We start from the raw sequence: 25961 nt of genomic DNA, 5'->3' as shown, positions 1-25961 counted from the left end.
TCACGGAACAAGAGGGTGTGGGGAGGTTAGCTTCCCCACCGGCTTTTCAGATAGTTCACCGCTTGCTGGGTTTGCGGCCGATCAAGATAGCTTTCTCTGAACAGGATTGTGCCTTTGATTTGTGAGACGGATTCATTCAGATCCAGTTGCTTCTTAAGCTCCGGGACGCCGCCATTAATCATCCAGTCCGGCTCATTCTTTGACGGTTCGCCGACTTTATACAACGCCACGCCAATATAGAGATGGGTATTCGTGGGTTTCACCACATCCGCCCACCATTTCGCCAGCACATCATAACGGGCCGCGTCACGCGCAAAGGGCCAGTAGAGCTGCGGCGCAATGTAATCCAGTAATCCCAGTTGCACCCAGCGGCGAGTATCGGCATAGGATTCATCATACGCCGCCGCGCCCCTCGTATCCGAACCTGCCGGATCATGCGAGCGGTTACGCCATACGCCAGCGGGGCTGACGCCAAATTCAACATCCGGTTTCAGGTTTTTGACCGTGCGGGACACCTGCTCAATCAGCAGTTGCGTATTGTGTCGCCGCCAGTCCGCTTTTGAGGCAAACGCCTGACCATATCGGGCAAAGGTGGAATTGTCGTTAAGCGTGGAGCCAGGCGTTTCGGTATAGAAATAGTCATCAAACTGTACGCCATCGATGGGATAACGTGTGACCACTTCCGCCACGATACTGGTGATCCAGTCCCGGACGTCAGGAATGCCGGGATCAAGAACAAAACGGTCTCCAGAGATGCGCACCCAGTCGCGATGCAGCACAAACACGCTCGCCGGATTTGACGTCACCGTCGCGTTTAACTGCGCCACCGTTGCCGGTTTGGTGTTTACCGATACGCGGTAGGGGTTAAACCAGGCGTGTACTTTCATTCCCCGCTTATGCGCTTCATCAAGCATAAACTGTAGCGGATCGTAGCCCGGATCTTCACCAATCTTTCCGGTCAGCATATCTGACCACGGTAAAATTTTTGACGGCCAGAGCGCCGTTCCATCCGGCTTGACCTGGAAAAACACGGTATTGATTCCCAGACTTTTTAGCTTATCCAGCTTTTCGATCAACGCGTTCTGTTGTTGACGCACCCGAACCGCCGCATTACTCGTATTCACGGAACTGACCGGAGGCCAGTCAAGACGCGAAACGGTTGCCAGCCAGATACCACGAACCGGCTGCTGATTTTTCTGGGATGGGGCTGGCGTCGCGGAAGAAGGGGGCGTAACCAGAGAAACGGGAGGTTTTGAGGCGCAACTGGCAAGTAAAAACGCGGTGGCGACAAGCGTAGCCCGTTTTTTTACTTTGCTGACAAGACGAGCGTGACGAGAGCTGATGATCATATTTGCCAATTTTCCGTTTGGTTAATCCAAAAAATCTTACACGAGATCTGGCTAATTACAGAGTTCATTGCTACGTTTTTTACAGGAGATGGCATTCCTCCTCATAACCGCCCTCTGGCTGATGATGCCTGCACATTCTGGACGTTGCCCCGCGTGGACAAGTCAACGTGTATTGTGTAGGAGTCATTATGCGCCGTACCTCAACAACATCGCTGCAATTTATTACCGTTTTGTATGCCTCTGGTCGTCGTCATACACCCCCTTCGGGCGATCGTGCTCCTGCATATTTTGTCGATCTGAATATTGATAAAATCGTCGATCGCATTGTTCAGGGGCGGGAAGAGTACGGCATCAGTGCTTTCTTTTATTCACCGCTCGAATGTCTGGAGGATATCCTCTATCGACAGGAAATTATTCAGGATGTGACAATACACGCGCTCTATAAGGCGCTAATGGCATATTCCGCAGAGATGAAGAATATCAGGGAGATTTCAGAAGAAAAAACAAACCGGTTTTACTTCTATCAACAGCGGCGCTGGGAGCTTGAGTGCATTTTGTTGTATTGCCAGGCCGTTACGGCGCTGTATGAGCGTATAGCGCCGCTGTCTTTGTCTTCCGATGGTATGATTAATTTCAGGCATTATCTTCGTCAGTATATCGAGAGTGAAAATTTTACCGGGTTATATTCAACCGCCACTATGATAAGAAAAAGTCTGGAGGCGGTTCAGTACGGCCTGAAAATTAAAGGCGACACCATTATTGTTGAACGGTATCACCAGGAGAAAAACTATAGCGATGAGATCCTCGATGTGTTCTCAAAATTTAAGCAGCATGATGTGAATGTCGAGGTGGAAAGTAGACATCACAGCTTCGGGATGAACCATATTGAAGCACAAGTTCTGGATTGTGTTGCCAGACTATTTCCCGCCGAGTTTCATCAACTTGATGTGTTTATAGATGCCAACAGGCGCTACAGAGATAACACGCTGGATCTTTTTGAACGTGAAGTGCAGTTTTATCTGGCTGTTGTGGAATACATTGAAAAATTTCGGCAGAAAGGGCTGCCATTTTGTATCCCGGAGGTACAACGAGATGAAAAGGCTATTTCGGCTGTTGCGGCTTTCGATCTCGCGCTTGCAGAGGTCATCCTTGAGAAAAAGGAGAAGGTTGTCTGCAATGATTTCAGCTTCCAGGAGCATGAACGTATTTTCGTCATATCGGGCCCCAACCAGGGCGGGAAAACCACCTTTGCCCGCATGATAGGGCAACTGCATTTTCTTGCCTTGCTGGGCATTTATGTCCCTGCCAGGCAGGCAAAGCTCTTTCTGACAGACACTATTTTTACGCATTTTGAGAAAAGCGAAAATATTTATAACCTCCGGGGAAAACTGTATGACGACCTGGTGAGAATAAAAGCGATCCTTGATGCTGCCACATCACACAGTTTGATTATCATGAATGAGATTTTTACGTCAACCACATCGCGGGACGCCATTTATCTGGGAACGCGGGTAATCAAGAAAATAGTCATGCTCGATGCGCTTTGTGTCTGCGTAACGTTTATCGACGAGCTTACGGCATTAGACCCGTCCATCGTCAGCTTAATGAGTACGGTTGAGCATAATAATGCGGCATTAAGAACCTATAAAATCACCAGGAAACCGGCCGATGGTATCGCATGGTCAACGACGCTGGTGATAAAGCATGGGCTGACATATGAGCAGATAAAAACGAGGTTAAACGGATGAACGCGTATCTGATGTATAAAGATAACGATTTTATCGTTGACGATAATATCCCAGAGAACATCAAATTTGCCATGAAAGATCTGGAGCTGGCGGTGTTGTTTCATGCGTTGTCTGATGGAGATGATTTTCTTTATTCCGTCGTCAGGAAGGCATGTTCTGTGCTGCTATCGGGCATTCCTGACATTGAGTACAGGCAGGCTATTCTGCGGGATTGTCTGTATAACGAGGACGTTATCAGAACATTCTATAACGTGGTGGTTGAATGTCTGCAAATGGAAAAGGAGAAACTTCACTACGGCGTTTTTGGTCATTATCCTTCCGCTGTGCTGCATCAGTCTCTTTCGTTTACCCAATTCCTGATGACCTATTTACAGAAAATAAAAATTATCGCACAAGAAAATATCCATCACGTTGAATCTCCGGGGATGGTTCGTCTTTTCTCGATGCTTGTTCAGGAGTTAAACGATGATTATATGAGCACTATTGAAAGACATCTAAAGCAGATGGCTTTCAAAAAAGGCGTATTAATCAGCGCGCGATTAGGGCAGGGTAATCAGGGCAAAGACTATGTACTCAGGCGGCCCAATCCCCCGCAAAAAGGATGGTTTCGGCGTCTTTGGACAAAAAGGCCAGCGCATTACACCGTACAGCTAGCCGCGCGTGATGAAAATGGCTTCAGGGCATTAAGCGACTTAAAGGACGAAGGGCTCGTATTGATCGCCAACGCAATGGCGCAATCCACCGCGCATTTGCTTAATTTTCTAAAGTCACTGCGCACTGAATTAGGATTTTATATTTCATGCCTTAATCTTGCGCAGGCCTTAAACAAACGCAATATTCCACTGTGCTTTCCTGTCCCGATATATCAAAGAGAACGCCATCATGTGTTTGAGGCACTCTTTGATCCCTGCCTTGCACTGACATCGGATCGGGAAATCGTTAGCAACACATTAAGAACGGATAATAAAAATACTTTTATCATCACTGGCGCAAACCAGGGAGGGAAATCCACGTTTTTACGCAGTATCGGGCTGGCGCAGATAATGATGCAGACGGGGATGTTCGTTTCTGCTGAATGTTATAGCGCGGATCTTTGTCGGCAGATATTCACGCATTACAAATGTGAAGAAGACAGCCATATGGTCAGCGGAAAGCTGGATGAAGAGCTCCGACGAATGAGTGATATTGTTGATGCTCTACAACGTGATGACCTGGTGCTGTTTAACGAATCGTTCTCTGCGACAAACAGTCAGGAAGGGGCCGAAATCATCAGAGGCGTGGTAACCGCACTGGCAGAAAGCAACGTGAAGCTCTTTTTTGTCACGCATACTGCGGAATTTGCATGTTCGTTTTATCAGGAGGATCGCCAGGACACGGTATACTTGTGCGCCGAACGACGCGACGATGGAGAAAGGACATACAAAATAGCAGAAGGCGTGCCTCTGGATATCAGTTATGGCGAAGATCTGTACCGGGATGTTTTTGATGCCTCCCCCGTATACCGGAATACGGGAGAGGTTTCAGAGCGTTAACCTTTTCTGAAGGCAGATTTACCGGCGAAAACGGCGGCATCGCCAAGTTCATCTTCAATACGCATTAGCTGATTGTATTTCTCGATGCGTTCTCCACGGCTTGGCGCTCCCGTTTTGAGGTGTCCGGCGCGTAAGCCTACCGTCATATCAGCAATGAAACTGTCTATTGTTTCTCCGCTACGGTGTGAGATAAAGCTGCCCCAGTGATGATCATGACACAATTGAACCGCTTCGATTGTCTCGCTTAACGTACCAATCTGGTTCAATTTGATCAGCGCGGCATTCGCCAGATTTTCATCAATTCCTCGCTGGATATATTTTACGTTAGTTACAAAAAGATCGTCACCCACCAGTTCAATCTTATTGCCAAGCGTATCACTCAGAATTCGCCAGCCAGCCCAGTCATCTTCGGCCAGGCCATCTTCGATCAGAACAATGGGGAATTCGTTGACCAGCCGCTCATAATAGCGCGTCATCTCTTCCGCACTGAATTGCGCATTTTCGCTGCGCAGGGTGTATTTTCCGTCTGAATAAAATTCGCTGGATGCGGGGTCCATGCAAATAACAATATCCTCGCCGGGTTTATAACCGGCTTTTTCGATCGCTTCGACAATCAATTCCAGCGGTTGCCGGTTTGACGAGACGGCTGGCGCGAATCCACCTTCATCGCCCACACCAGTAGACAAACCTTTCTCCAGTAAGACCTGACGTAAATTCTGATACACCTCGCTACCCCAGCGAATGGCTTCCCGAACAGAGCTTGCGCCCCAGGGAGCAATCATGAACTCCTGAAAATCGGCGCCTTGCCAGCGAGCGTGAACGCCGCCATTGATGATATTCATACAAGGAACCGGGAGGAGGTTAGCGCCAACGCCGCCGAGGTAACGATACAGCGGAATGTTTGATAGCTGCGCGGCCAGACGCGCCACGGCAAGCGATACCCCGAGAATAGCATTAGCCCCGAGACGACTTTTATTTTCCGTACCATCAAGAGTTATCAGGCGGTTATCGATATCTTTCTGGCGGCGGACATCATATCCCCGCAGCGCATTATCGATTTCAGTATTGATACTCTGAACCGCGCCCAATACACCTTTGCCGCCAAAACGCGATTTATCTCCATCACGGCGCTCAATGGCTTCGCGCGAACCGGTACTGGCACCGGAAGGGACTGACGCGCGCGCAACACCGCCGCCGATGGCGGAGACTTCGACTTCAACGGTCGGATTACCTCGGGAGTCCAGAATTTCTCTTGCGATCACACGTTCAATTTCATAGCTCATAGAAATGACCTTATTTTATGGAGTGGATATATGTTTAATCAGCACATCAACCGAGAGATGATTGATGAACTCAAAAGAGAACGAGGAAAAAACCCCAAACAGGCGATTCTTATGACCCAGCATGACCAGGTCGATATCCTCATGTTGGATAACCGCTTCAACATCTTTGAAACGTTGAATGCTGATAATTGATTTCACTTGCACATGAATACTGCTGGATTCCGCCAGGCGACTGAGCATCGCTTTGGCCTCGATCACTTCATGTGATTGCCGATCCCGGGTTAAAGCATCACTCGTGTAATCCAGCTCCCGGTAATCAGAACTGATATGCCCGAGGGTGATCTGAGTCCCCATTTCTTTTGCCAGACGTTCAGCATGGTGCAGCAACAGCACACCATCGATTTCATTCTGGACCAGTAATAATGCGTGTTTGTACATATGCATACGCCACCTCTCAAGTAATGAGAAACGTTCAGCATCGCAAATGAACAATGTGTTGCAGACGGGCCGATGGACATAACAAGAGCCGGTGAGCGCTACGTTGTTGCTGATGTTGTGATAGTCAAAGGCATGGATAACATCTTTCTTTTCAAAAAGATGAGATTCAGGAAGTAATGAAGTGGTTGTTTTACTATTCATAGCGATACCCGACATACATGCCTAAGAAAAACAGCAACAGTTGTATATCAGGCGTCATCATCCGATTCGAGCGAACCGGCGGTTGGGAAAGGTGGAACACCATCACCTTGTGAACTAAGCGTATAGCAGGTTCAGGCGGAAATCAATGAGAAGTAAGTCTGTTACGCATGGATCGCGAAGAAGGAGAGGGTAGTCAACGAAATCTGCGGCGGAAATAACGCAATAAAAATTATAACTTAGTACGATTTTGACTTTAACAATTCCATAAGTCGTTTAATTATAGACAGTTATTGTATCTACAAGTCTTCGAGTGTGCTTATGAAAGAGATCTGTTCCGCAGATTCGTCAACATTTAAACATGTGCGTTTTGTTCTCACAGACATGGATGAAACGCTGACTTACAAGGGGCGCCTTGCGGCTGAAACCTATATGGCGCTGGAACGGTTGCAGAATGCAGGAGTAAAAGTGATACCGGTCACAGCCGCGCCCGCAGGCTGGTGCGACCAGATGGCACGGATGTGGCCAGTTGATGGCGTCATTGGTGAAAATGGCGGTGTGTTTTTCAGAAGGCGAAATGACGGTCATGGCATTGAGCGTTTCTTCTGGCACGGCACAGAAAAATATCCTGACGTCGCTGAGCGCCTGACGCAAATTGGGGAACAGATAAAAAGGGAAATTCCTGCCGCTCATTTTGCCGACGATCAACCTTTCAGGATGACGTCCATTGCCTTTGCTAAACCGTCAGAAGCCCATCAGTGTTCATTAATACTTAACGCATTGACGCAAGCAGGCGCTACAACCACCGTAAACAATCTCTGGATTCTTGGCTGGTCTGGAGAATATGACAAGTTATCTATGGCCCGACGAGTGCTCAGGGATTTTTACGATCTCGACATTGATGCCGAACGTTCTGCCGTATTGTATAGCGGCGACTCGACGAATGATGCGCCGATGTTTTCATTCTTTGAACATACGGTTGGAGTGAGCACGGTATCAGATTACCTTGATCAAATCCCGAAACCTCCGCAGTGGATTACCCGTGGCCCGGGAGGTGCTGGTTTTGTGGAAATTGCAGATGCGGTAATTGCCGCCAGATAGTGAAAAACGCAGGTCCCGTCGGCTTATCCGGTCACAGTGGCCGGGTTTTTAATGCGTGCGCTACGTGAAATCTGACGCAGGGATAACCGCCAACAGTTTGCAGAATTCACACAGGGCACGATGGAAGGCGTGCAGAGAAAGGCGAGGGATGCGTTATGAGTCAAGGGAGTAAGCCTGTATTGGGCGTCATAAATTCAATTTAACATAATATACATTATGCGCACTAAAGAGGATAAAGGGAGAATCTGTGGTTTTGTAGTCATCCTTGTGCTGGCCACTATACTATAGTCTCTGAAAGCACTTTCTCCAGCACGACTCCGTTGAGTCTGGGGCTCTGTTTCACAGCGCCGGCACTTCCCGCGATGTCTAAATACATTTTCCGAATACATGTAACACGCTTTTTTGCTTAGGAGTTGTGAGTTCCTCATCCGCAAGATGCTGCATCCCCAAGGATTCATAAAACCGACGCCCGCTGTCGTTACCCTTAAGAACCTGCAACCAGAAAAAATGCTGCTCCTTATGCCTTGCTATCTCGATAGCTTTTTCGAAAAGAATTCGGCCATATCCTTTCCCGGTTTCTCCGGGTGCAAAATACAGTTTGTTTAAGAGCGCTCCTGAGTGATTACCACCGCTAACTGGACGGTCCCAGCTTATCTTTGCAAAACCTACTGGCTTATCGCTTTCCGCAATGAGCCAGGTGACTGACGGATCATTTAAACTATTTTCAAGTTGGTCCGGCGCGTACTCACTGTCAATAAATTGTCGAAGCTCTACAGGACAATCCCATAACTCTTTGAAATGATGGTAATAACTTGACTTCCCCAGCGTTTGCAATATCGGGGTATCGGCAGGTACAGCATAACGTATGGTCAAGTTCATACACTCTCCTGAAACGGCTTAAATTTAAGTTAACGCACAATATAATGCTGAATATGATATTTATCACAAAGCGCTCAGAAGCGCTGTAGCAAGATTAAAATATGCTATGGTTAATATATAATGTTTTCATCGGGTACATCCATCAGTTGTTGTTAACATACTAAGGAACCTGTCGCTTACTCACATAAACATACCGATATTACTCGTTTAAATCCTTGTCGTTATTATTTTAAGGAGAAGAGTATGAAAGAGCTTAATATCTTCGGTCAATATGTAGGCAGACATCTTGAGGGTAACCTTGATTTTATTTTACCTGACACGCGCCAGTTGTCAGGCCGTTACTGTCACTTACAACCCCTTGCGACTTACCACTGTGATGATCTTTATCAGGGCTGGCATAGCATAGAGGACCCACGGGACTGGACTTATCTTCCTGATGAACGCCCCGAAACAAGGCAAGCAACCTTTGACTATATCAAACGCATCATCAGTCAGGGTGGAATTTCATATTATGCCATAATAGAAAATAAATCTGCGAAAGCCCGAGGCACCCTCGCCCTTTTTAATATAGACAAGAATAATGGCGTTGCGGAAATCGGATATGTACATCTCACGCCAGCGATAAAACGCACCTTTTTAAGCACGGAAGCAATTTATCTTTTACTGATGTATGTTTTTGATGTCCTTAAATATCGTCGTTGTGAGTGGCAAACAGACACGCTTAATCATGCTGGAATGAATGCTGCTGAAAGAATTGGGTTTCGGAAAGAAGGCATCTTACGTGATAAGCAAATCATAAAATCAAGGAGCGTGGATATCGCAACATATTCAATTATTAGCGCCGAGTGGCCGAAGATATCCAGTGCGATATCTGTCTGGCTAAGAACGGAAAATCTCGACGAACGTGGACATCAGATCCACCCTTTACGGCACTATCTGGCGGAGCCTGAAGTGTAATCAGGAATACGGGGCCGTGACGACGGCCCATGCTTTTATTTATCCCATAAGCATTCAAGTTTTAAACACTCAGCGCCTTTGTATAAGCATTCATCATAAATACGGTAGCCCACATGCTCAGCAACACGAATGGACGGAATGTTATTCTTTGCGATAAGACAAATTGTCTTCGAAGGTGAAAACGAATGGACAAACCACTGATGCGCAGCGACGGCGGCTTCCTTTGCCACGCCAGCCCCCTGAGCTGAACGTGAAATAACCCATGATGCCTCGACACAGTTCTCAAAGTATTCATCAATACCACGATGAAAATTAGCCAGCCCTGTTTCGCCTAAAAACGTACCGTCAGACTTTTGAAAAATAGAAAATATACCGTAACCAAAAATAGACCAATGCCCGATGTTTCTCAACAGGCGGTTCCACGCCTCTTCCGGCGTAAAGCCTGGGGCATTAACCAGATGAAATATTTTAGGGTCTGAATACATCGGATACCATACATCATAATCTGTGATGACTTGAGGGCGCAAAATGAATCTTTCCGTGACGATAGCAGACATTATTTTCCACTCATTATGCTTACGTTGCTTCTATTGTAACTGAGTTATCCACTCATTCCGTCCAAAACTTTCTGTGGATAACGCGTTGGCGTTAATCCCGTGTATTGACGGAAGAACGCAACAAATGCGCTGTCGCTGGCAAATTCCAATAGACAGATAGACACGGTTTTCCCGCCATTGAGATATCTGTTTAGCCTCCGTTGCAACACAGATCCCGCTTTGTCATTATGATCCTGCGTCTGTTCTCCTTTCTGCCATTCATCACTGGTTGAGTGTGGGATCATCTGATAGTGTCGGGAAATGAATGTTTAACGGAAATGACGATGAGCAAAGTCTATACTGGCGGCTGTCTGTGCGGTTTTATCCGTTTTTCGGCGGTAGCGCCGAAAAATCCACATACCTGTTCCTGCTCGATTTGCCAAAAACATACAGGTGCATATTCGGTCAGTTGGGTTGAGTTCGACGCTCAGGATGTGACGTGGACAGGACAAGGAGACAAGCCTGCGGTCTGGCGTTCTTCGGATATTTCCAGTCGGGCATTTTGTTCTCACTGCGGAAGTTCAGTAGGCGCAATTGATGATGCGCCCACCGTTGCGTTGTTAACTGGCGTATTTGACGAGCCTCAGGATGAAGATCTTCATGCGCATTGAGCGCATCGCCCTCACCCTGTCTGCCTGTTTCGCCAGCCCTCCCTTTTCTGCCTGACGGGTAAACGCACGGAAGTTTCAGACGGCGATTAACTTTTCCCTCAAAAGTATGTTGTAACTAAATAACATGAAAACAAAACCCGGCCGCAGCCGGGTCAGATGATTAGCACAGCGGTTTTACCGCTTCACGCATCCCTTTCGTCAGGATTGCATCCAGGTCGGTCGTGACCTGTTCGACCAGACCTGCAACGTGCGTCAGATCCTGCTCCCAATGCGCATCCACGGCCAGCACGGTATGAACCAAATCCTGTGTGCTGATAAGACCGTCGCTATGTTGATGCCACAACTGTTGATAGCGCTCAATCCAGTGCGCATCATCCTGGAGCGGATACGTCTCGCCGCGACGTTCACCACGATAAAATGCGATCAGCGCCGCAAGCGCAAACGTCAGGCGCGCCGGTAAAACGCCGCTGACCTGCTGCCCTGCCAGTAGCTGCGGTAAAATACGGGTGCGAAATTTAGTCATGCCATTTAACGCAATCGACAACAACTGGTGTTTAATATACGGATTCTGGAAACGCCCCGTCACCGCACTGGCGAACGACATTAGCTCGTCGCGAGGTAAATCCAGCACCGGAATAATCTCTTCATAGATGGCTTTTTCAACAAAGGCGCAAATGTCGCGGTCATTCATGGCTTCACCAACGGTATCCAGCCCGGCCTGGAACGCAACGGGCACCAGCGCCGTATGCGCACCATTCAGGATCGCGACCTTACGCTCTTTGTACGGCTTGATGTCATCAACAATCAGCACGTTGAGCGGATACTTATCAAGACGCAGCTCAGACGCTACCTTTTTTGGCCCCTGAATCACAAACAGATAAAAATGCTCCGCAGTATCGAGAAAAGCATCGTGATAGCCAAGTTCCGCTTCAAGTTGCGTCACTTCATCACGCGGATATCCGGTCACAATCCGGTCAACCAGCGTGGAGCAAAAGGTGTTCGCCTGATCCAGCCACTGCACAAACGCAGCGGACAAGCTCCACTCCTGAGCGTAACGCAGTACCAGTTCGCGCAACGCCTCGCCATTGTAATCAATCAGTTCACAAGGAATGATAATCCAGCCTTTATCAAGCGCGCCATCAAAACAGGTATAACGTTCAAACAGCAGTCGCGTCAGCTTCGCGGGGTAGCTGACCGCAGGCGCGTCATCAAATGCGTCATCGGCATGGTAGCTAATACCGGCTTCTGTGGTATTAGAGAAAACAAAACGCATGTCCGGGTTATGCGCCAGTTTCAGGAATTCATCGTAATCAGCATAGACGCTGATTTCACGGTTAACAGAACGGATCAAACGCGCGTCGCTAACCGCCTCGCCCTTTTCATTCAAACCACGAATAATCGTGGTATAGAGCCCGTCCTGGGTACTCAATGACGGCGGAAACGTGCTTTCGATAGGGCGAACAATGACCACTCCGGCGTTCAAATCGGTATGTTCATTCAGTAGATCAACTTGCCAGTCAACAAAGGCGCGCAGGAAGTTTCCCTCACCAAACTGAATGATGCGCTCAGGATAGCAGGCACCGGGAAAATCGCGACGGTTTAGAGTTTTCACAATGGGTTCCCTTCTTAATTAGTCATACAACCTGTTTGAATTGGTAGAACAGGTTAGCAAACTTTATGATATTGAAACCCTGTTTTGATCAAGTAGTCACGATTAATCAAAACTGTTTTATGCTTTAACATCTCTCACGACGCGGAGATTTACGGCTGATTCATCTGTATAACCAGCCAGTGGTGAATGACAGCAACAACATACTGCTGCTGTTCTTCACTCAGCGATTCTCCCTGGGGAATGTTGTGCCATTTCGCCAGACAACCACGGCAGCAGGTCGCCGTCGCGTGTTGGGCAATAAATACGGGGTGGCCGCGCATCGGCGTTTGTTTACCATCGTTGCGCGGAAAAGCCGGGGCCAGCCGCTTAGCAATAAACTCGGCGGCATGTTGATCAATAACCTGCGCGCCTTTATCCCAGCAATACTGCCTTTCTTTTGCGCCAAGACGAAACCGCGCGCGAAATGGCGAGCGTGACAGGCGAGAAAAAAGTGGATCAAGCGCGTTCATCAGTAAACCGAACGACCTAATTGTTGGGTGAGTTGTTCAAGTACCGCAATACCCGCCAGGGAGTTACCCGCCGGGTCCAGTTCAGGGCTCCATACCGCAATCGCCATTTCGTGCGGGACAATCGCCACAATCCCGCCGCCAACGCCTGACTTGGCAGGTAATCCTACTCGCCAGGCAAATTCGCCTGCGTTCTGGTACATTCCACTGGTCGCCATCAGTGCGTTGATTTGTCGGGCCTGCATCGGCGAGACAACCGGTTCATCAAGGTGAAACGCCTGCCCCTGTCTGGCCAGAAAAACAAATGTACGCGCCAGTTCCGCACAGCTCATTTTCAACGCGCAGTAGTGAAAGTAATTTTGCAAAACGGTAGTGACATCATGCTGGAAATTACCAAATGACTTCATCAGCCAGGCAATAGCGGCATTGCGTGCGGAGTGCTCAAATTCAGAACGGGCAACTGTGACGTCATACGCAATATCCGACACGCCGCTAAGCGCCCGAACCACTTCCAGCATACGCTGGCGCGGCGCGCTCAGTCGCCCTTGCAGCATATCGCAAACCACCAGCGCGCCGGCATTAATGAACGGGTTACGCGGTATCCCTTGCTCCAGTTCCAGTTGCACCAGTGAATTGAATGGCGACCCGGAGGGATCTTTTCCGACACGTTGCCAGATTTCCTCTTCCGGGTAGTGACGCATCGCCACCACCAGACTCAGCACCTTTGATATGGATTGTATTGAGAAGCGTTCCTGCGCATCGCCAGCCTGATAGTATTGCCCGTCAACGGTGCAAATGGCGATCCCCAGTTTTGACCCATCGACAGAAGCCAGCGCAGGGATGTAATCAGCCACTTTCCCCTGTCCAATCAACGGGCGCACCTGCTGAAGGATGGTCTCTAAAATTGAATTGTCCATGGCCCTGGCCACAATGTGCTCCTTGCTCGCAGGTCTGAAAAGGCCTGCGAGTATAACAGAGCTGAATGTGCGGCGTCAGGCAGAAAGACGAAATCGCGCCACCGCGTTCAGAAGCTGATGAGATTCATGATGCAGTTGCAGCGATGACGCCGATGCAGTATTCACCAGGCTGCTGGTCTCTTGCGCCGCACGGTTAAGCGCCTGTAGCTGTCCCGTCATCTGGTGGATGCTGTCTCCCTGGCTTAACGTGGCGCCAGAGATGTCATTCAACAGTATGCCCAGATTGTCTACTAACGAAATCACCTGCTGTAAATTTTCTTCCAGTCGGTTAACCGCATGTGAACCCTCCTCGATTCCCTGCAAGGAGTGGTGGATAAGTTCCTGTATGTTCTGCGTGGACTGACTGCTTTTACGGGCCAGCAGCCCCACTTCTTTTGCCACCACGGCAAATCCGCGACCTTGTTCTCCGGCATGAGCTGCTTCGATAGCCGCGTTCAGCGCCAGGATATTGGTCTGGAACGCGACGCTATCAATCAGAGAGATGATCCCGCGCATTTCTGACGATCGTTCAACAATCGCCTGCATCGAACGGTTAACGGTCTCCATCATACGATCGCCGCCAGCCGCTACCTGACGCGCCTCGGCTGCACGTTGATTAGCCAGTCTGGCAAAGCCGCTATTGTCCTCGACATGCGTTTCCAGAAACGAGATATGCGAGGTGACACTACTTAACTCTTCGCTCTGTTTCGCCGATTGCTGATAAAGCTGTTTGTTGCTCTGCGCAAGCTGATCGATGTTGCCGACCATTGCGGTGGTGGCATCGCTCACCTGCTGCACCAGCTGCCTCAGCCCCTGTTGCATCGCATCAATGCGTGAACTGAGTTGCGCGACCTCGCGGTTAAACCCGCTCACCTTCGGCATTGGTTCGGACAGATCGCCTGCGGCCAGAATATTAATATGGGCGATCAGGCGGCGCAGCGGAGAAATAACCCAGCGAGACATGCCGCTCCAGACCAGCAGGGCAATCACCACCAGCACAAACGGGATGAACAAAAAGAGGTGCTGCAACCCTTCCAGGCTGGCAATCAGCTGCTGCCTGCCACCCTCTGTCTGACGCCCACTCTCTTGCTGAAAGCGAGCATAGTTTTCATTGAAATCTGTCTGAAACGCCTGAACAGGAACAGCAAAGAACGCGTCGATGGCGTTAGTCTGGCTCAAACCATCCGCCTGTTCCTGAATACCACTATAAAAACGCTGATAACTCTCAATCAGGCCGTCGTCTTTATGAGGGGCCATTGCAAGCCAGGCATCCCAGGCCGTTTTTGACTCTACCAGCGCCTGCTGAGCTTCATCCATCAACGGGCGCCAGCTGCCTTCTGATCCCGTTGCGGCATCCTGCATAAAGTAAACGCCCGCCCGGTTCAGCAGATCGCTTGCGGACAACAGCGCTACCCTCGCCTCATCCACCTTCGTTTGTTGCAGCAGTGCCTGCTGGTTACGTTGTTCGTTGCGCTGAGCGTCTCGCACGGAAAACGACAGCATCAGGGATGACGCAACCTGCAAAATAGAAAACAGCGCGATAATGCAAAATATTCCCGTTAACAGACCAAACTGGCGGGGAGTGAAACGACGAATTAAGCCTCGAAAAATTTGCGTTAAGTTCATGATATTCTTCTGTATCAATGCGTTATGCGCGAGTGTACGGAGAGAAAATGACAGAACTATTGCAGTAATGTGACATGGCGCCTCAAGAAGACGCCAGAATGATCACAGACGGTTTTTCCAGACAGTTTGTACGTTGCAAAACTCATGCAGGCCAAAATGGGAGAGCTCGCGACCAAAGCCGCTTTTCTTCACGCCGCCAAATGCCACACGCGGATCGCTGGCGCTGTATCCATTGATAAATACCCCGCCGCATTCCAGGCGCGATGCCATCTCCTGAGCCAGTACATCACGCGCAGTGAACAGCGTCGCCGACAACCCAAAGTCGCTGTCATTAGCCAGTTGCAAGGCATGTTCGGCGTTCTTCGCCACGGTAATCGCCGCCACGGGCCCAAACAACTCCTGACGAAACGCCGTCATCTCAGGCGTCACATCGCCCAGCACCGTCACGGCATAATAGTTGCCTTCCCCGGCGAGCTTTTCACCGCCCAGTAATAAACGCGCGCCTTCTGCTATTGATGCCTCCACTTGCTGATGCAGCTCATCCCGTAGATCAAAACGCGCCATAGGGCCGAGATCGTTCTCTTCCGCCAGCGGATCGCCCATTTTCAGTGCGCTGGCGGCGGCAACAAACCGTTCAGTAAATTCCCCGGCAATCCCCTCTTCAACAATAAAGCGCTTCGCCGCCGCGCATACCTGCCCGGTATTTTGATAGCGACCGGCGACAGCGGCTTTAACAGCCAGATCCAGATCGGCATCGTTAAGAACGATAAACGGATCGGAACCGCCCAGTTCAAGCACGCATTTTTTCAGCGCTGCCCCGGCCTGCGCGCCAATCGCGGCCCCGGCACGCACGCTGCCCGTTACCGTCACGGCGGCAATACGGGGATCGTTAATCATCTGGCTAACGCCGTCGTTACTGGCATTTACCCAGCCATAAACGCCCGCCGGAATATCGGCATCGGCGAAGATCTGCGCAATACGTTCAGCACAACCGATCACATTCGGCGCATGTTTTAGTAAATAGCCGTTACCCGCCAGCAGGATGGGAATCGCCCCGCGTAATACCTGCCAGAGCGGAAAGTTCCACGGCATGACCGCCAGTATTGTCCCCAGCGGACGATATGCAATCACCGCCTGCTGATTTTCCACCAGCGTCGGTTCCGGGTTAAGCATCGCGGGGCCATGTTCTGCATACCAGTCACAGAGCGCCGCAGATTTCGCCACCTCGGCGCGCGCCTGCCGGATCGGTTTTCCCATCTCACGGGAAATACTGTGCGCCATCTCGTCTGTACGGTTACGCAGCGCTTGCCCGATATCGCGAAGTTTCTGCGCCCGGAATGCCACCGTCGTGCGTTTCCATTCCTCAAGTCCACGGGCAGCCAGAGTAAGTGCATTTTCAATATCATCAGCGCTGGCCCACGGCATCATCGCCAACGTTTCACCGGTTGTCGGGTCCACGGAAATCGCATGTGTAGCAGGTGTCATCGTCATCGGTTTGTCTCTCTACGTTGCGGGATATGCCTGCATAATGGGCGCATTTACTCTTTCTGAAAAATGAATAATATTAAGCACTGCGTTCACAAAAAGAGAAAACCATGGATCTGACTCAGCTGGAAATGTTCAATGCCGTGGCCGAAACCGGCAGTATTACGCAGGCGGCGGCGAAGGTGCATCGCGTCCCGTCGAACCTCACTACGCGAATCCGCCAGCTTGAGGCCGATCTTGGCGTGGATCTGTTTATTCGTAAAAGTCAGCGGCTGCGCCTTTCTCCCGCCGGACATAACTTTCTGCGCTACAGCCAGCAGATCCTGGCGCTGGTTGATGAAGCGCGAATGGTGGTTGCTGGTGATGAACCTCAGGGACTGTTTTCACTCGGCGCGCTGGAAAGCACCGCAGCGGTACGCATCCCGGCCACGCTTGCCGGGTACAATCAGCGTTACCCCAAAATTCAGTTCGCCCTCTCTACCGGGCCTTCCGGGACAATGCTCGAAGGCGTTCTGGAAGGCAGACTTAACGCAGCGTTTGTTGATGGCCCGATTACTCATCCGGGTCTTGAAGGCATGCCGGTATACCGTGAAGAGATGATGATTGTCGCCCCTCATGGGCATTCCCCCGTACGGCGGGCAAAAGACGTGAATGGCAGCAATATCTACGCCTTTCGCGCAAACTGCTCTTATCGCCGTCACTTTGAAAGCTGGTTTCATGCCGATCGCGCGATGCCCGGCACCATTCATGAAATGGAGTCGTACCACGGCATGCTGGCGTGCGTTATCGCCGGAGCGGGCATCGCGCTGATCCCTCGTACCATGCTGGAAAGTATGCCCGGGCATCATCAGGTCGAAGCCTGGCCGTTGAGCGAAGAGTGGCGATGGCTGGACACCTGGCTTGTGTGGCGTCGCGGGGCAATGACCCGTCAACTGGACGCGTTTATCGCCCTGCTGAATCCGTCCTCGCAGCCATAGCATTATCCTATGGGTTTGGGGCTACGCCTGCCGGGAGAAGCGTTTTATACTGCGCAAGACGAAAACGGATATGGAACAGTCATGAACACCAAAGCGCGTAAAGTGATGATCATTGGGGCAGGTAATGTTGGCGCATCAGCAGCTTACGCTCTGCTCAATCAGAATATTTGTGAAGAGCTGATTCTGGTCGATTTAAACAGAGATCGTTCGGAAGGCCATGCTTTGGATCTCGCCGACGCAGCGGCCTACATGCCGGGGATGATGACCATTTCCACCCGAGAGGCGCATGAATGCGCCGATGTCGATATCGCCGTGATTACCGTTTCCGGCGGCGCATTAAAACCAGGGCAAACACGGCTTGATGAGCTGAACAACACTGCGCGGATCGTCCAAAAGATCGTGCCGGAAATGATGGATGGCGGCTTTAACGGCATCTTTCTTATCGCCACCAATCCTTGCGATATCATTACCTGGCAGGTATGGACGCTATCAGGCCTGCCGCGCAGCCAGGTAATCGGCACCGGCGTCTGGCTGGACACCACCCGTTTACGGCGCGCGCTGGCGCAGGAACTGGATATCGGCGCGCAAAGCATCGATGCCTTTATTCTGGGAGAGCATGGCGATACGCAATTCCCGGTCTGGTCCCACTCCTCCGTCTACGGTTCTCCGATTGCGGATGTTTATCAACGCCGTACGGGTAAAATCCTGGACGTCGAGGCGATGGCGGAAAAAGTGCGCAAACATGGGTTTGAAATCTATAACCGCAAGGGCTGCACTGAATATGGTATTGCCGGAACCATTGCGGAAATTTGCCGGAACGTCTTCACCGGAAGCCATCGGGCGCTGGCCATCTCCTGCGTACTGGAGGGGGAATACGGCGTTGACGGCGTCGCCATCGGCGTACCGGCGGTGCTGACTCAAAGCGGTGTTCAACAAATTATCGAATTACAGTTAGCCGATGATGAGCTGGCGAAATTCAGATACTCCGCCGAAGTCATCAAAGCGAATATCGCAAAACTCCCCTGAATACGGTGTCCGGGATGATTTCCATACCCGGACGCTATTTCGTTTGTTTCATCAATCGGCTCATCAACGATAATGAGACATACATCACAAAATGATTGTATTTTCGCCAGCAAACGTTTTAAGATCGTGACCTCGCCTTTTCGCAACTAACCCGATTTACTCTTATGACAACAAACACTGTTTCCCGCAAGGTCGCGTGGCTACGGGTAGTTACGCTTGCTATTGCCGCTTTTATTTTCAATACCACAGAGTTTGTCCCTGTTGGCTTACTGTCGGACATCGCCCGGAGCTTTGCTATGCCGACCGCGCAGGTCGGGATTATGCTGACGATCTATGCCTGGGTTGTGGCGCTGATGTCGTTGCCCTTTATGTTGCTGACCAGTCAGGTTGAGCGGCGTAAACTGCTAATCTGCCTGTTTGTTCTCTTCATTGCCAGCCATGTGCTCTCCTTCCTGGCATGGAATTTTACCGTGCTGGTAATCAGCCGCATCGGGATCGCGTTTGCACACGCTGTCTTCTGGTCTATTACCGCTTCGCTGGCCATTCGCCTTGCGCCGCCAGGCAAACGCGCGCAGGCACTGAGTCTGATCGCCACCGGAACCGCGCTGGCGATGGTGCTGGGGCTGCCTATCGGGCGTATTGTTGGTCAATACTTCGGCTGGCGAACAACGTTCTTCGCCATTGGTATAGGGGCGTTAATCACGCTGGTATGCCTGATCAAACTGCTGCCGAAATTGCCCAGCGAACATTCTGGGTCACTAAAAAGTCTGCCGCTGCTGTTCCGTCGCCCGGCGCTAATGAGTATTTATTTACTGACGGTCGTAGTGGTCACCGCACACTATACGGCATACAGCTATATTGAACCGTTTGTACAAACGGTGGCGGGTCTGAGCGCAAACTTTGCCACGGTATTACTGCTGATCCTCGGCGGCGCCGGGATTATCGGCAGCGTGGTATTCGGCAAACTGGGTAATCAGTACGCCTCGCCGCTTATCAGCATTGCCATTATGCTGCTGGTGATTTGCCTGATGCTCCTGCTGCCCGCAGCAGACAGCGAAAGCCATCTTGCCGTGCTGAGTATTTTCTGGGGCATCGCCATTATGGTGATAGGCCTGGGGATGCAGGTGAAAGTCCTGGCACTGGCGCCGGACGCCACCGATGTGGCAATGGCGCTGTTCTCAGGCATTTTTAATATTGGCATTGGCGCTGGCGCATTGGTGGGGAATCAGGTGAGTTTACACTGGTCGATGTCCACTATTGGCTACGTCGGCGCAGTGCCAGCCCTGGCGGCGCTGGTGTGGTCGATCATTATCTTTCGCCGCTGGCCTGTTTCGCTGGAAGAGCAGCCGCAGCATTGAAGTAAAACCCCAATAAAATGACTTTTTTATAAAGGGCCAGAGCAGGTAAGTTCTGGCCCTTTACTCGTTTCTTATCAATGTTACTTAATGAACGATAAGATCAGTTGCAATGATGCAACGATGAACTCAAGAACCACAATAATCGTGCTTAAGATATTCACCACGCTTTCTTCCTCTTAAAGAGGAATGCGATTACTCCGGCTTAGCCTCTCCTTGCCCGTCCACCGAAGATCAAGTGTGTTAAGTTTGGTTTATCGCATTCCTGGCCCAGGCGCTCGCAGGTACCACCCCGTAAGCCAGGACTTAGAAACTTTTTTTGCACAGGAGCAAAAGCCAGTAAAACGATAATCAACACACCTGCGCAGTATAACCTTCCCCGAAAAACGCATCAACACAATGATTTTTATACATTAATTCACAGGGTGTATATAAAAACATAAATAATTCAGCACCGAATATAAGACGGCTTAGCGATGTAATCATTAACGGTTAGATTTGTATGATGGCCTGATGTGGCGTAAGATAATGCGCGTGTTAAGTTTGGTTTATCGCACTTTTTATAAGTGCTGAAGCCTTTCCTGAATCAATGACTGGCTTCAAAAATAAAAACCACCGCTACCAACGGTGGTTTTTATTTTTTTCAGGGCAACACATGTCACTTAATGGTAAGTCTTAATAATTTCCAGCACGCCGTTAATGATAAACTGCACGCCCATACAGACCAGTAAGAAGCCCATCAGCCGGGAAATAGCTTCAATTCCCCCCTTGCCGACCAGGCGCATAATCGCCCCTGAGCTGCGCAGAGAACCCCACAGAATCACTGACACCGCCAGAAAAATAAGCGGTGGCGCCACCAGAATAACCCAGCCAGGAAAATCGACGCCGTGACGTACGGTAGAGGCCGAACTGATGATCATCGCGATAGTCCCCGGCCCTGCGGTGCTCGGCATCGCCAGCGGAACAAAAGCGATATTGGCAGAAGGCTCATCCTCCAGCTCTTCTGACTTGCTTTTCGCCTCCGGCGATTCGTGCGCCTTCTGCTGCGGGAACAACATCCGAAAGCCGATAAAGGCGACAATCAGCCCACCCGCAATGCGCAAACCGGGGATGGAAATTCCAAAGGTGTTCATCACCAGTTGACCGGCGTAATACGCAACCATCATGATGGCGAACACATACACGGAGGCCATCAGCGACTGACGGTTACGCTCCGCGCTGTTCATATTACCGGCCAGGCCTAAAAACAACGCCACCGTGGTTAGCGGGTTCGCCAAAGGCAGCAGGACAACCAGCCCAAGCCCTATCGCTTTAAACAAATCCATCATAATGCCATCTCTTCCCCATCAAGCTCGTTGTAAGCGGCAAGTATAAAGGGAAAATGCTGCGTTTCGCCATTAAGCATTCATTATGCCGAATAAGCATAACCAGTAATTATTATTAATAAATTACCCCGTGATGCAGCCCCTGCACTGACGCGTTTTAGCAAATCGTGGCATCCCCTTATTCATTCGATTGACTTATATTTGCCTGGGCAATAGTATCTGCCGTGACTAACTACTTGCCGGGGCAACCATTGTGAAAAGCACCAGTGACCTATTCAACGAAATCATCCCGCTGGGTCGCTTGATCTACATGGTCAATCAGAAAAAAGATCGTCTGTTGAACGACTATCTGTCGCCGCTGGATATCACCGCATCGCAGTTTAAGGTGCTCTGTTCTATCCGTTGCGCGGTATGCATTACCCCGGTCGAGCTGAAGAAAGTGCTGTCTGTCGATCTCGGCGCATTGACGCGCATGCTTGATCGGCTGGTCTGTAAAGGCTGGATCGAAAGACTGCCAAATCCACATGACAAACGCGGCGTGCTGGTGAAACTCACCGAACACGGCGCGGCAATTTGTGAGCAATGTCATCAGTTAGTAGGACAAGACCTGCACCAGGAACTAACAAAAAACTTAACGGCGGATGAAGTGGCAACACTTGAGCTTTTGCTTAAGAAAATCCTGCCGTAAACAGAAAGAGGTATGACGATGTCCAGACGCAATACTGACGCTATTACCATTCATAGCATTTTGGACTGGATCGAAGATAACCTGGAATCGCCGCTCTCACTGGAAAAAGTGTCAGAGCGTTCAGGTTACTCCAAATGGCACCTGCAACGGATGTTTAAAAAAGAGACCGGTCACTCATTAGGCCAGTACATCCGCAGTCGCAAAATGACTGAAATAGCCCAGAAATTAAAAGAAAGTAACGAACCGATCCTGTACCTGGCGGAACGTTATGGCTTTGAGTCACAGCAGACGCTGACCCGGACATTTAAAAACTATTTCGACGTTCCACCGCATAAGTACCGTATTACCAATATGCATGGCGAATCCCGGTATTTGCATCCACTCAACCATTGTAATTGCTAATCGCCTGTTAATGACGTAATCGAGGAAATCATGAAATCTCTGTCTTCCGCAATGCTGGCTGTGCTGCTTGTCGTCTCTGGCCCAAGCATTGCGGAGCAAACCGCACAACCTGGAACACAAAATAATCGCGATGCGATGGTCATGCCGTCTGCGCATGATCAGTCGCCATTCGATTTCAATCATATGGGTGCGGGAAGCGATAAGTCCGACGAATTAGGCGTGCCGTATTACAACGGACACAGCCTGTAATTCGTTTTTGCCCCGCCACTGCGGGGCTTTTTTTATCCCCTTACCTGCGCCGCTTTGCGCAGCCGAAAACCAAACACGTTGATGTACAAACCCGCCATAATCAGCACCGCGCCAAGAAACTGTAACCCGGTAAGCGTCTCATTGAGCAACACAGCCGCGCTGGCCAACCCCACGACCGGCACCAGCAAAGACAGCGGCGCCACGCGCCAGGTTTCATAGCGTCCGAGCAACGTTCCCCAGATCCCGTAACCGACAATCGTGGCGACAAACGCCAGATACACCAGCGATAAAATCGTCGTCATATCAATCGCAATCAGGCTCTGAACCATCTGCGCAGAACCGTCCAGAATCAAAGAGGCCAGAAAGAAGGGAATAATCGGGATCAGCGCGCTCCAGACCACCAGCGACATCACCGCCGGGCGAGTGGCATGTTGCATGATCTTCTTATTGAAAATATTCCCGCACGCCCAGCAGAACGCCGCCGCCAGCGTTAACATAAACCCGAGCATCGCAATATGTTGCCCATTGAGGCTGGCTTCTATCAGCAGCAGAACGCCAAACACCGCCAGCGCGATACCGGCCACCTGTTTGCCCTGCAAGCGCTCGCCGAACGCAAACGCGCCCAGCACGATGGTAAAAAACGCCTGCGCCTGTAGCACCAGTGACGCCAGGCCGGCAGGCATTCCGAATTTAATCGCACAAAAGAGAAACGCGAATTGACCAAAACTGATGGTCAGACCGTAGCCGAGTAACAGCGACAGCGGGATTTTCGGACGCGCAACGAAGAAGATAGCCGGAAACGCGACCAGCAAAAAACGTAATCCCGCCAGCATCAGCGGCGGCATATTGTGCAGCCCGACTTTGATGACGACAAAGTTAAGCCCCCACACCACCACGACCAGTAATGCCAATAACCCGTCTTTACGCGACATACCACGGCCCCTGCAAATATTAAATTTTTGTAAACAAGTTAAGTTAACGGAAATCATCGCCCCGGAACAGATCATTAATTCAGGTAGGGCGGGACGAGCACTTTCGAACAACATCCCGGGTATACATCACACTTTTGCCGTGCTATTGCTTTAAATCACCAATAAATATAATGAAACGCATTGTCGGGCAGGAAAATGAACACAACGCTGAGACGCTCCACCCTCGCTTTACTCGCCTCATCACTGTTATTGACCATTGGGCGCGGCGCCACGCTTCCGTTCATGACGATCTATCTTAACCGCCAGTACGATCTGAGCGTCGATCTGATCGGCTATGCCATGACGGTAGCGTTAACCATCGGCGTGATTTTCAGCCTGGGTTTCGGCATCCTCGCGGATAAGTTCGATAAAAAGCGCTATATGCTTCTGGCAATTTCGGCGTTCTTGCTGGGCTTTATCGCCATCCCCCTGGTACACAGCGTCACGCTGGTGGTGCTGCTTTTCGCCCTGATAAACTGCGCCTACTCCGTCTTTGCCACCGTGTTGAAAGCCTGGTTTGCCGACAATCTTTCCGCCACAACCAGGAGCAAAATATTTTCCCTCAACTATACCGTGCTCAATATTGGCTGGACCGTCGGGCCGCCGCTTGGCACCCTGCTGGTCATGCAAAGCATCAACCTGCCGTTCTGGCTTGCAGCCATTTGCTCTGCTTTCCCGCTGGTGTTTATCCAGACCTGGGTGAAGCGCGCAGAGACGCCCGTTGAAGGAACAACGGCGTCAGTCTGGTCGCCATCGGTGCTGTTACGCGATAAAGCCCTGCTCTGGTTTACCCTGTCGGCCTTCCTGGCGTCATTTGTCAGCGGCGCGTTCGCCTCATGTATTTCCCAGTATGTCATGGTCGTCGCGAACGGTAATTTTGCCGAAAAAGTGGTGGCTGTCGTACTCCCCGTCAACGCGGCGATTGTTGTCAGCCTGCAATATGCCGTAGGCCGTCGGTTAACGACCGCAAATATCAGACCCTCGATGGCGGCCGGCACAATCTGTTTCGTGGCTGGGCTGGTTGGTTTTATGATTTCAGGAAACAGCCTGCTGCTCTGGGGGCTCTCCGCCGCCGTATTTACCATTGGCGAGGTTATTTATGCCCCGGGCGAATATATGCTGATCGATAACATTGCTCCGGCGGGGATGAAAGCAAGCTACTTCTCAGCGCAGTCGCTTGGCTGGCTCGGCGCGGCGGTCAACCCGCTGGTCAGCGGCGTGATCCTCACCACCTTGCCCGCCTGGTCCCTGTTTGCGGTGCTGATCGTTGCGATTATTCTTGCCTGGGCGCTGATGCTAAAAGGGATGCGGGCCAGACCCTGGGGGCAGCCCGCAATGTGCTGACGGCACGCCAGACTGTGCCGGATAACGCCCGGTACAGTCCCGGAACTCAGATCGCGACCAGCCCGCGGACGCCCTCCGCTTCCATATTCTCGCCCCTGCCGCTCTGAATAATGCTTCCCCGCGACATCAATAAGTAGTGATCCGCCAGTTGGGCGGCAAAATCATAGAACTGCTCCACCAGCAAAATCGCCATATCCCCCTGACGCGCCAGATGTGAAATCACCTGCCCAATCTCTTTGATCACTGACGGCTGTATCCCTTCGGTCGGTTCATCCAGAATTAACAGCTGAGGACGGCAGGCCAGCGCCCGGCCAATTGCCAGCTGCTGCTGTTGCCCCCCGGAGAGATCGCCCCCTCGCCGGTGTTTCATCTCTTTAAGCACCGGAAACAGCGCGTAAATATCATCCGGCACCTGTTTTGCATCGCGGGCGGAAAAACGCGACAGCCCCAACAGCAGGTTTTCCTCTACCGTCAGGCGAGGAAAAATCTCCCGCCCTTGCGGCACATAGGCGACACCGGCCCGCACGCGCTGATGCGGTTTACGTTGGGTGATGTTCTTCCCCTGCCAGATCACATTGCCGGTGCGTGCCGGGATTAACCCCATCAGACACTTCAGTAAGGTGGTTTTTCCCACGCCGTTACGCCCAAGCAAACAGGTTACTTCGCCAATGCGGGCCTCAAAACTTACCCCGCGCAGGATATGACTGCCGCCGTAATATTGATTCAGTTCATTCACCTGTAACATCC

The 25961-nt window shown here is 50.7% G+C and carries 25 protein-coding genes and 2 riboswitches; of the genes, 12 read left to right on the top strand and 13 right to left on the bottom strand.

Annotation, left to right across the window (positions count from 1 at the left end):
* Window positions 1–26: 26 nt before the first annotated feature.
* Window positions 27–1349, bottom strand: coding sequence for a glycoside hydrolase family 10-like protein (locus OGV79_RS15050; protein ID WP_049011696.1), 1323 nt, complete (start codon window positions 1347–1349; stop codon window positions 27–29).
* 75 nt (window positions 1350–1424) lie between these two features.
* Window positions 1425–1487: riboswitch (Fluoride riboswitch) on the top strand.
* A gap of 50 nt (window positions 1488–1537) precedes the next feature.
* On the opposite strand from OGV79_RS15050, the gene OGV79_RS15045 reads away from it, so the two are divergent.
* A complete protein-coding gene (locus tag OGV79_RS15045; protein WP_286468659.1) occupies window positions 1538–3097 on the top strand; it encodes a MutS-related protein in 1560 nt (519 codons plus the stop codon).
* On the top strand, window positions 3094–4629 hold the full coding sequence (locus OGV79_RS15040; RefSeq protein ID WP_286468658.1) for a MutS-related protein: 1536 nt from the start codon (window positions 3094–3096) through the stop codon (window positions 4627–4629). Before OGV79_RS15045 ends, OGV79_RS15040 begins: the two co-directional genes overlap by 4 nt.
* Here OGV79_RS15040 and eno read toward each other — a convergent pair.
* Together eno and OGV79_RS15030 are read right to left on the bottom strand one after the other, a co-directional pair.
* The gene (gene eno, locus OGV79_RS15035) at window positions 4626–5912 is read right to left on the bottom strand and encodes a phosphopyruvate hydratase (RefSeq protein ID WP_012132408.1); all 1287 of its coding nucleotides are present in this window, start codon (window positions 5910–5912) and stop codon (window positions 4626–4628) included. The two genes, OGV79_RS15040 and eno, sit on opposite strands and share 4 nt — an antisense overlap.
* Before the next feature lie 15 nt (window positions 5913–5927).
* Window positions 5928–6356, bottom strand: a complete 429-nt coding sequence (locus tag OGV79_RS15030; RefSeq protein ID WP_012132409.1) for a universal stress protein — start codon at window positions 6354–6356, stop codon at window positions 5928–5930.
* Window positions 6357–6592: 236 nt separating this feature from the next.
* Window positions 6593–6667, bottom strand: a riboswitch (Fluoride riboswitch).
* A gap of 202 nt (window positions 6668–6869) precedes the next feature.
* Here OGV79_RS15030 and OGV79_RS15025 point away from each other — a divergent pair.
* Window positions 6870–7649, top strand: a complete 780-nt coding sequence (locus OGV79_RS15025) for an HAD-IIB family hydrolase (protein ID WP_286468657.1) — start codon at window positions 6870–6872, stop codon at window positions 7647–7649.
* A 366-nt stretch (window positions 7650–8015) separates the two neighbouring features.
* Here OGV79_RS15025 and OGV79_RS15020 read toward each other — a convergent pair whose 3' ends face one another.
* Complete coding sequence (locus OGV79_RS15020; protein WP_286468656.1) at window positions 8016–8528, bottom strand: GNAT family N-acetyltransferase; 513 nt, start codon at window positions 8526–8528, stop codon at window positions 8016–8018.
* Window positions 8529–8771: 243 nt separating this feature from the next.
* Here OGV79_RS15020 and OGV79_RS15015 point away from each other — a divergent pair, with 243 nt between their 5' ends.
* Window positions 8772–9485: a GNAT family N-acetyltransferase gene (locus OGV79_RS15015; protein WP_012132412.1), complete on the top strand. Its 714-nt coding sequence runs from the start codon at window positions 8772–8774 to the stop codon at window positions 9483–9485.
* Window positions 9486–9520: 35 nt separating this feature from the next.
* On the opposite strand, the gene OGV79_RS15010 is transcribed toward OGV79_RS15015, so the two are convergent.
* On the bottom strand, window positions 9521–10042 hold the full coding sequence (locus OGV79_RS15010; RefSeq protein ID WP_286468655.1) for a GNAT family N-acetyltransferase: 522 nt from the start codon (window positions 10040–10042) through the stop codon (window positions 9521–9523).
* A 323-nt stretch (window positions 10043–10365) separates the two neighbouring features.
* On the opposite strand from OGV79_RS15010, the gene OGV79_RS15005 reads away from it, so the two are divergent.
* Window positions 10366–10692 (top strand): GFA family protein, encoded by a 327-nt coding sequence (locus OGV79_RS15005; protein WP_024130336.1) that lies wholly within the window; start codon window positions 10366–10368, stop codon window positions 10690–10692.
* Window positions 10693–10852: 160 nt separating this feature from the next.
* Here the strand turns inward: OGV79_RS15005 and OGV79_RS15000 are convergent, their stop codons facing one another.
* The 5 genes from OGV79_RS15000 to sad all read right to left on the bottom strand — a co-directional run bounded on the left by OGV79_RS15000 (window position 10853) and on the right by sad (window position 16883).
* On the bottom strand, window positions 10853–12304 hold the full coding sequence (locus OGV79_RS15000) for a tagaturonate reductase (RefSeq protein WP_286468654.1): 1452 nt from the start codon (window positions 12302–12304) through the stop codon (window positions 10853–10855).
* A gap of 149 nt (window positions 12305–12453) precedes the next feature.
* Window positions 12454–12813 (bottom strand): DUF4186 domain-containing protein, encoded by a 360-nt coding sequence (locus OGV79_RS14995; protein ID WP_049010515.1) that lies wholly within the window; start codon window positions 12811–12813, stop codon window positions 12454–12456.
* Window positions 12813–13739: a glutaminase B gene (gene glsB, locus OGV79_RS14990; protein ID WP_058669100.1), complete on the bottom strand. Its 927-nt coding sequence runs from the start codon at window positions 13737–13739 to the stop codon at window positions 12813–12815. The genes OGV79_RS14995 and glsB overlap by 1 nt, the downstream gene beginning before the upstream one ends.
* Window positions 13740–13802: 63 nt before the next feature.
* Window positions 13803–15392, bottom strand: a complete 1590-nt coding sequence (locus OGV79_RS14985; protein ID WP_047457125.1) for a methyl-accepting chemotaxis protein — start codon at window positions 15390–15392, stop codon at window positions 13803–13805.
* Between the two features lie 102 nt (window positions 15393–15494).
* Window positions 15495–16883 carry a succinate-semialdehyde dehydrogenase gene (sad, locus tag OGV79_RS14980; RefSeq protein ID WP_101744400.1) on the bottom strand — a complete coding sequence of 463 codons (1389 nt, stop codon included), beginning with the start codon at window positions 16881–16883 and terminating at the stop codon, window positions 15495–15497.
* A 104-nt stretch (window positions 16884–16987) separates the two neighbouring features.
* Here sad and ptrR point away from each other — a divergent pair, with 104 nt between their 5' ends.
* The 3 genes from ptrR (at window position 16988) to OGV79_RS14965 (ending at window position 20238) form a co-directional block, all read left to right on the top strand.
* Entirely contained in the window at window positions 16988–17854 is an 867-nt protein-coding gene (gene ptrR / locus OGV79_RS14975) for a putrescine utilization regulator PtrR (RefSeq protein WP_071258313.1), read from the top strand.
* 81 nt (window positions 17855–17935) lie between these two features.
* Window positions 17936–18880 (top strand): L-lactate dehydrogenase, encoded by a 945-nt coding sequence (locus tag OGV79_RS14970; protein ID WP_024130338.1) that lies wholly within the window; start codon window positions 17936–17938, stop codon window positions 18878–18880.
* A gap of 164 nt (window positions 18881–19044) precedes the next feature.
* Window positions 19045–20238 carry a sugar transporter gene (locus OGV79_RS14965; protein WP_012132421.1) on the top strand — a complete coding sequence of 398 codons (1194 nt, stop codon included), beginning with the start codon at window positions 19045–19047 and terminating at the stop codon, window positions 20236–20238.
* A 659-nt stretch (window positions 20239–20897) separates the two neighbouring features.
* Here OGV79_RS14965 and OGV79_RS14960 read toward each other — a convergent pair.
* The gene (locus OGV79_RS14960; RefSeq protein WP_012132423.1) at window positions 20898–21563 is read right to left on the bottom strand and encodes a MarC family NAAT transporter; all 666 of its coding nucleotides are present in this window, start codon (window positions 21561–21563) and stop codon (window positions 20898–20900) included.
* A gap of 250 nt (window positions 21564–21813) precedes the next feature.
* Between OGV79_RS14960 and marR the strand changes: the two genes are divergently transcribed.
* From marR to marB, 3 genes are read left to right on the top strand one after another with little or no spacing between them, the layout of a single operon-like run.
* Window positions 21814–22248 (top strand): multiple antibiotic resistance transcriptional regulator MarR, encoded by a 435-nt coding sequence (gene marR, locus OGV79_RS14955; protein ID WP_012132424.1) that lies wholly within the window; start codon window positions 21814–21816, stop codon window positions 22246–22248.
* 18 nt (window positions 22249–22266) lie between these two features.
* The gene (marA, locus tag OGV79_RS14950) at window positions 22267–22650 is read left to right on the top strand and encodes an MDR efflux pump AcrAB transcriptional activator MarA (protein ID WP_024130339.1); all 384 of its coding nucleotides are present in this window, start codon (window positions 22267–22269) and stop codon (window positions 22648–22650) included.
* Window positions 22651–22680: 30 nt separating this feature from the next.
* Window positions 22681–22899, top strand: a complete 219-nt coding sequence (gene marB / locus OGV79_RS14945) for a multiple antibiotic resistance protein MarB (RefSeq protein ID WP_110494266.1) — start codon at window positions 22681–22683, stop codon at window positions 22897–22899.
* Window positions 22900–22931: 32 nt separating this feature from the next.
* On the opposite strand, the gene eamA is transcribed toward marB, so the two are convergent.
* The gene (eamA, locus tag OGV79_RS14940) at window positions 22932–23831 is read right to left on the bottom strand and encodes an O-acetylserine/cysteine exporter (protein ID WP_047457143.1); all 900 of its coding nucleotides are present in this window, start codon (window positions 23829–23831) and stop codon (window positions 22932–22934) included.
* A 195-nt stretch (window positions 23832–24026) separates the two neighbouring features.
* Between eamA and ydeE the strand changes: the two genes are divergently transcribed.
* Entirely contained in the window at window positions 24027–25214 is a 1188-nt protein-coding gene (gene ydeE, locus OGV79_RS14935) for an efflux MFS transporter YdeE (RefSeq protein ID WP_012132430.1), read from the top strand.
* Window positions 25215–25260: 46 nt separating this feature from the next.
* On the opposite strand, the gene urtE is transcribed toward ydeE, so the two are convergent.
* Window positions 25261–25959 carry an urea ABC transporter ATP-binding subunit UrtE gene (gene urtE, locus OGV79_RS14930; RefSeq protein ID WP_012132431.1) on the bottom strand — a complete coding sequence of 233 codons (699 nt, stop codon included), beginning with the start codon at window positions 25957–25959 and terminating at the stop codon, window positions 25261–25263.
* Window positions 25960–25961 lie beyond the last annotated feature (2 nt).

Origin of the sequence: Citrobacter sp. CK185, from assembly GCF_030333565.1 — a bacterium.
Lineage (GTDB): Bacteria > Pseudomonadota > Gammaproteobacteria > Enterobacterales > Enterobacteriaceae > Citrobacter_B > Citrobacter_B koseri.
Note: the sequence above shows the minus strand (reverse complement) of the source record. Positions and strands in the feature narration are given on the sequence as shown.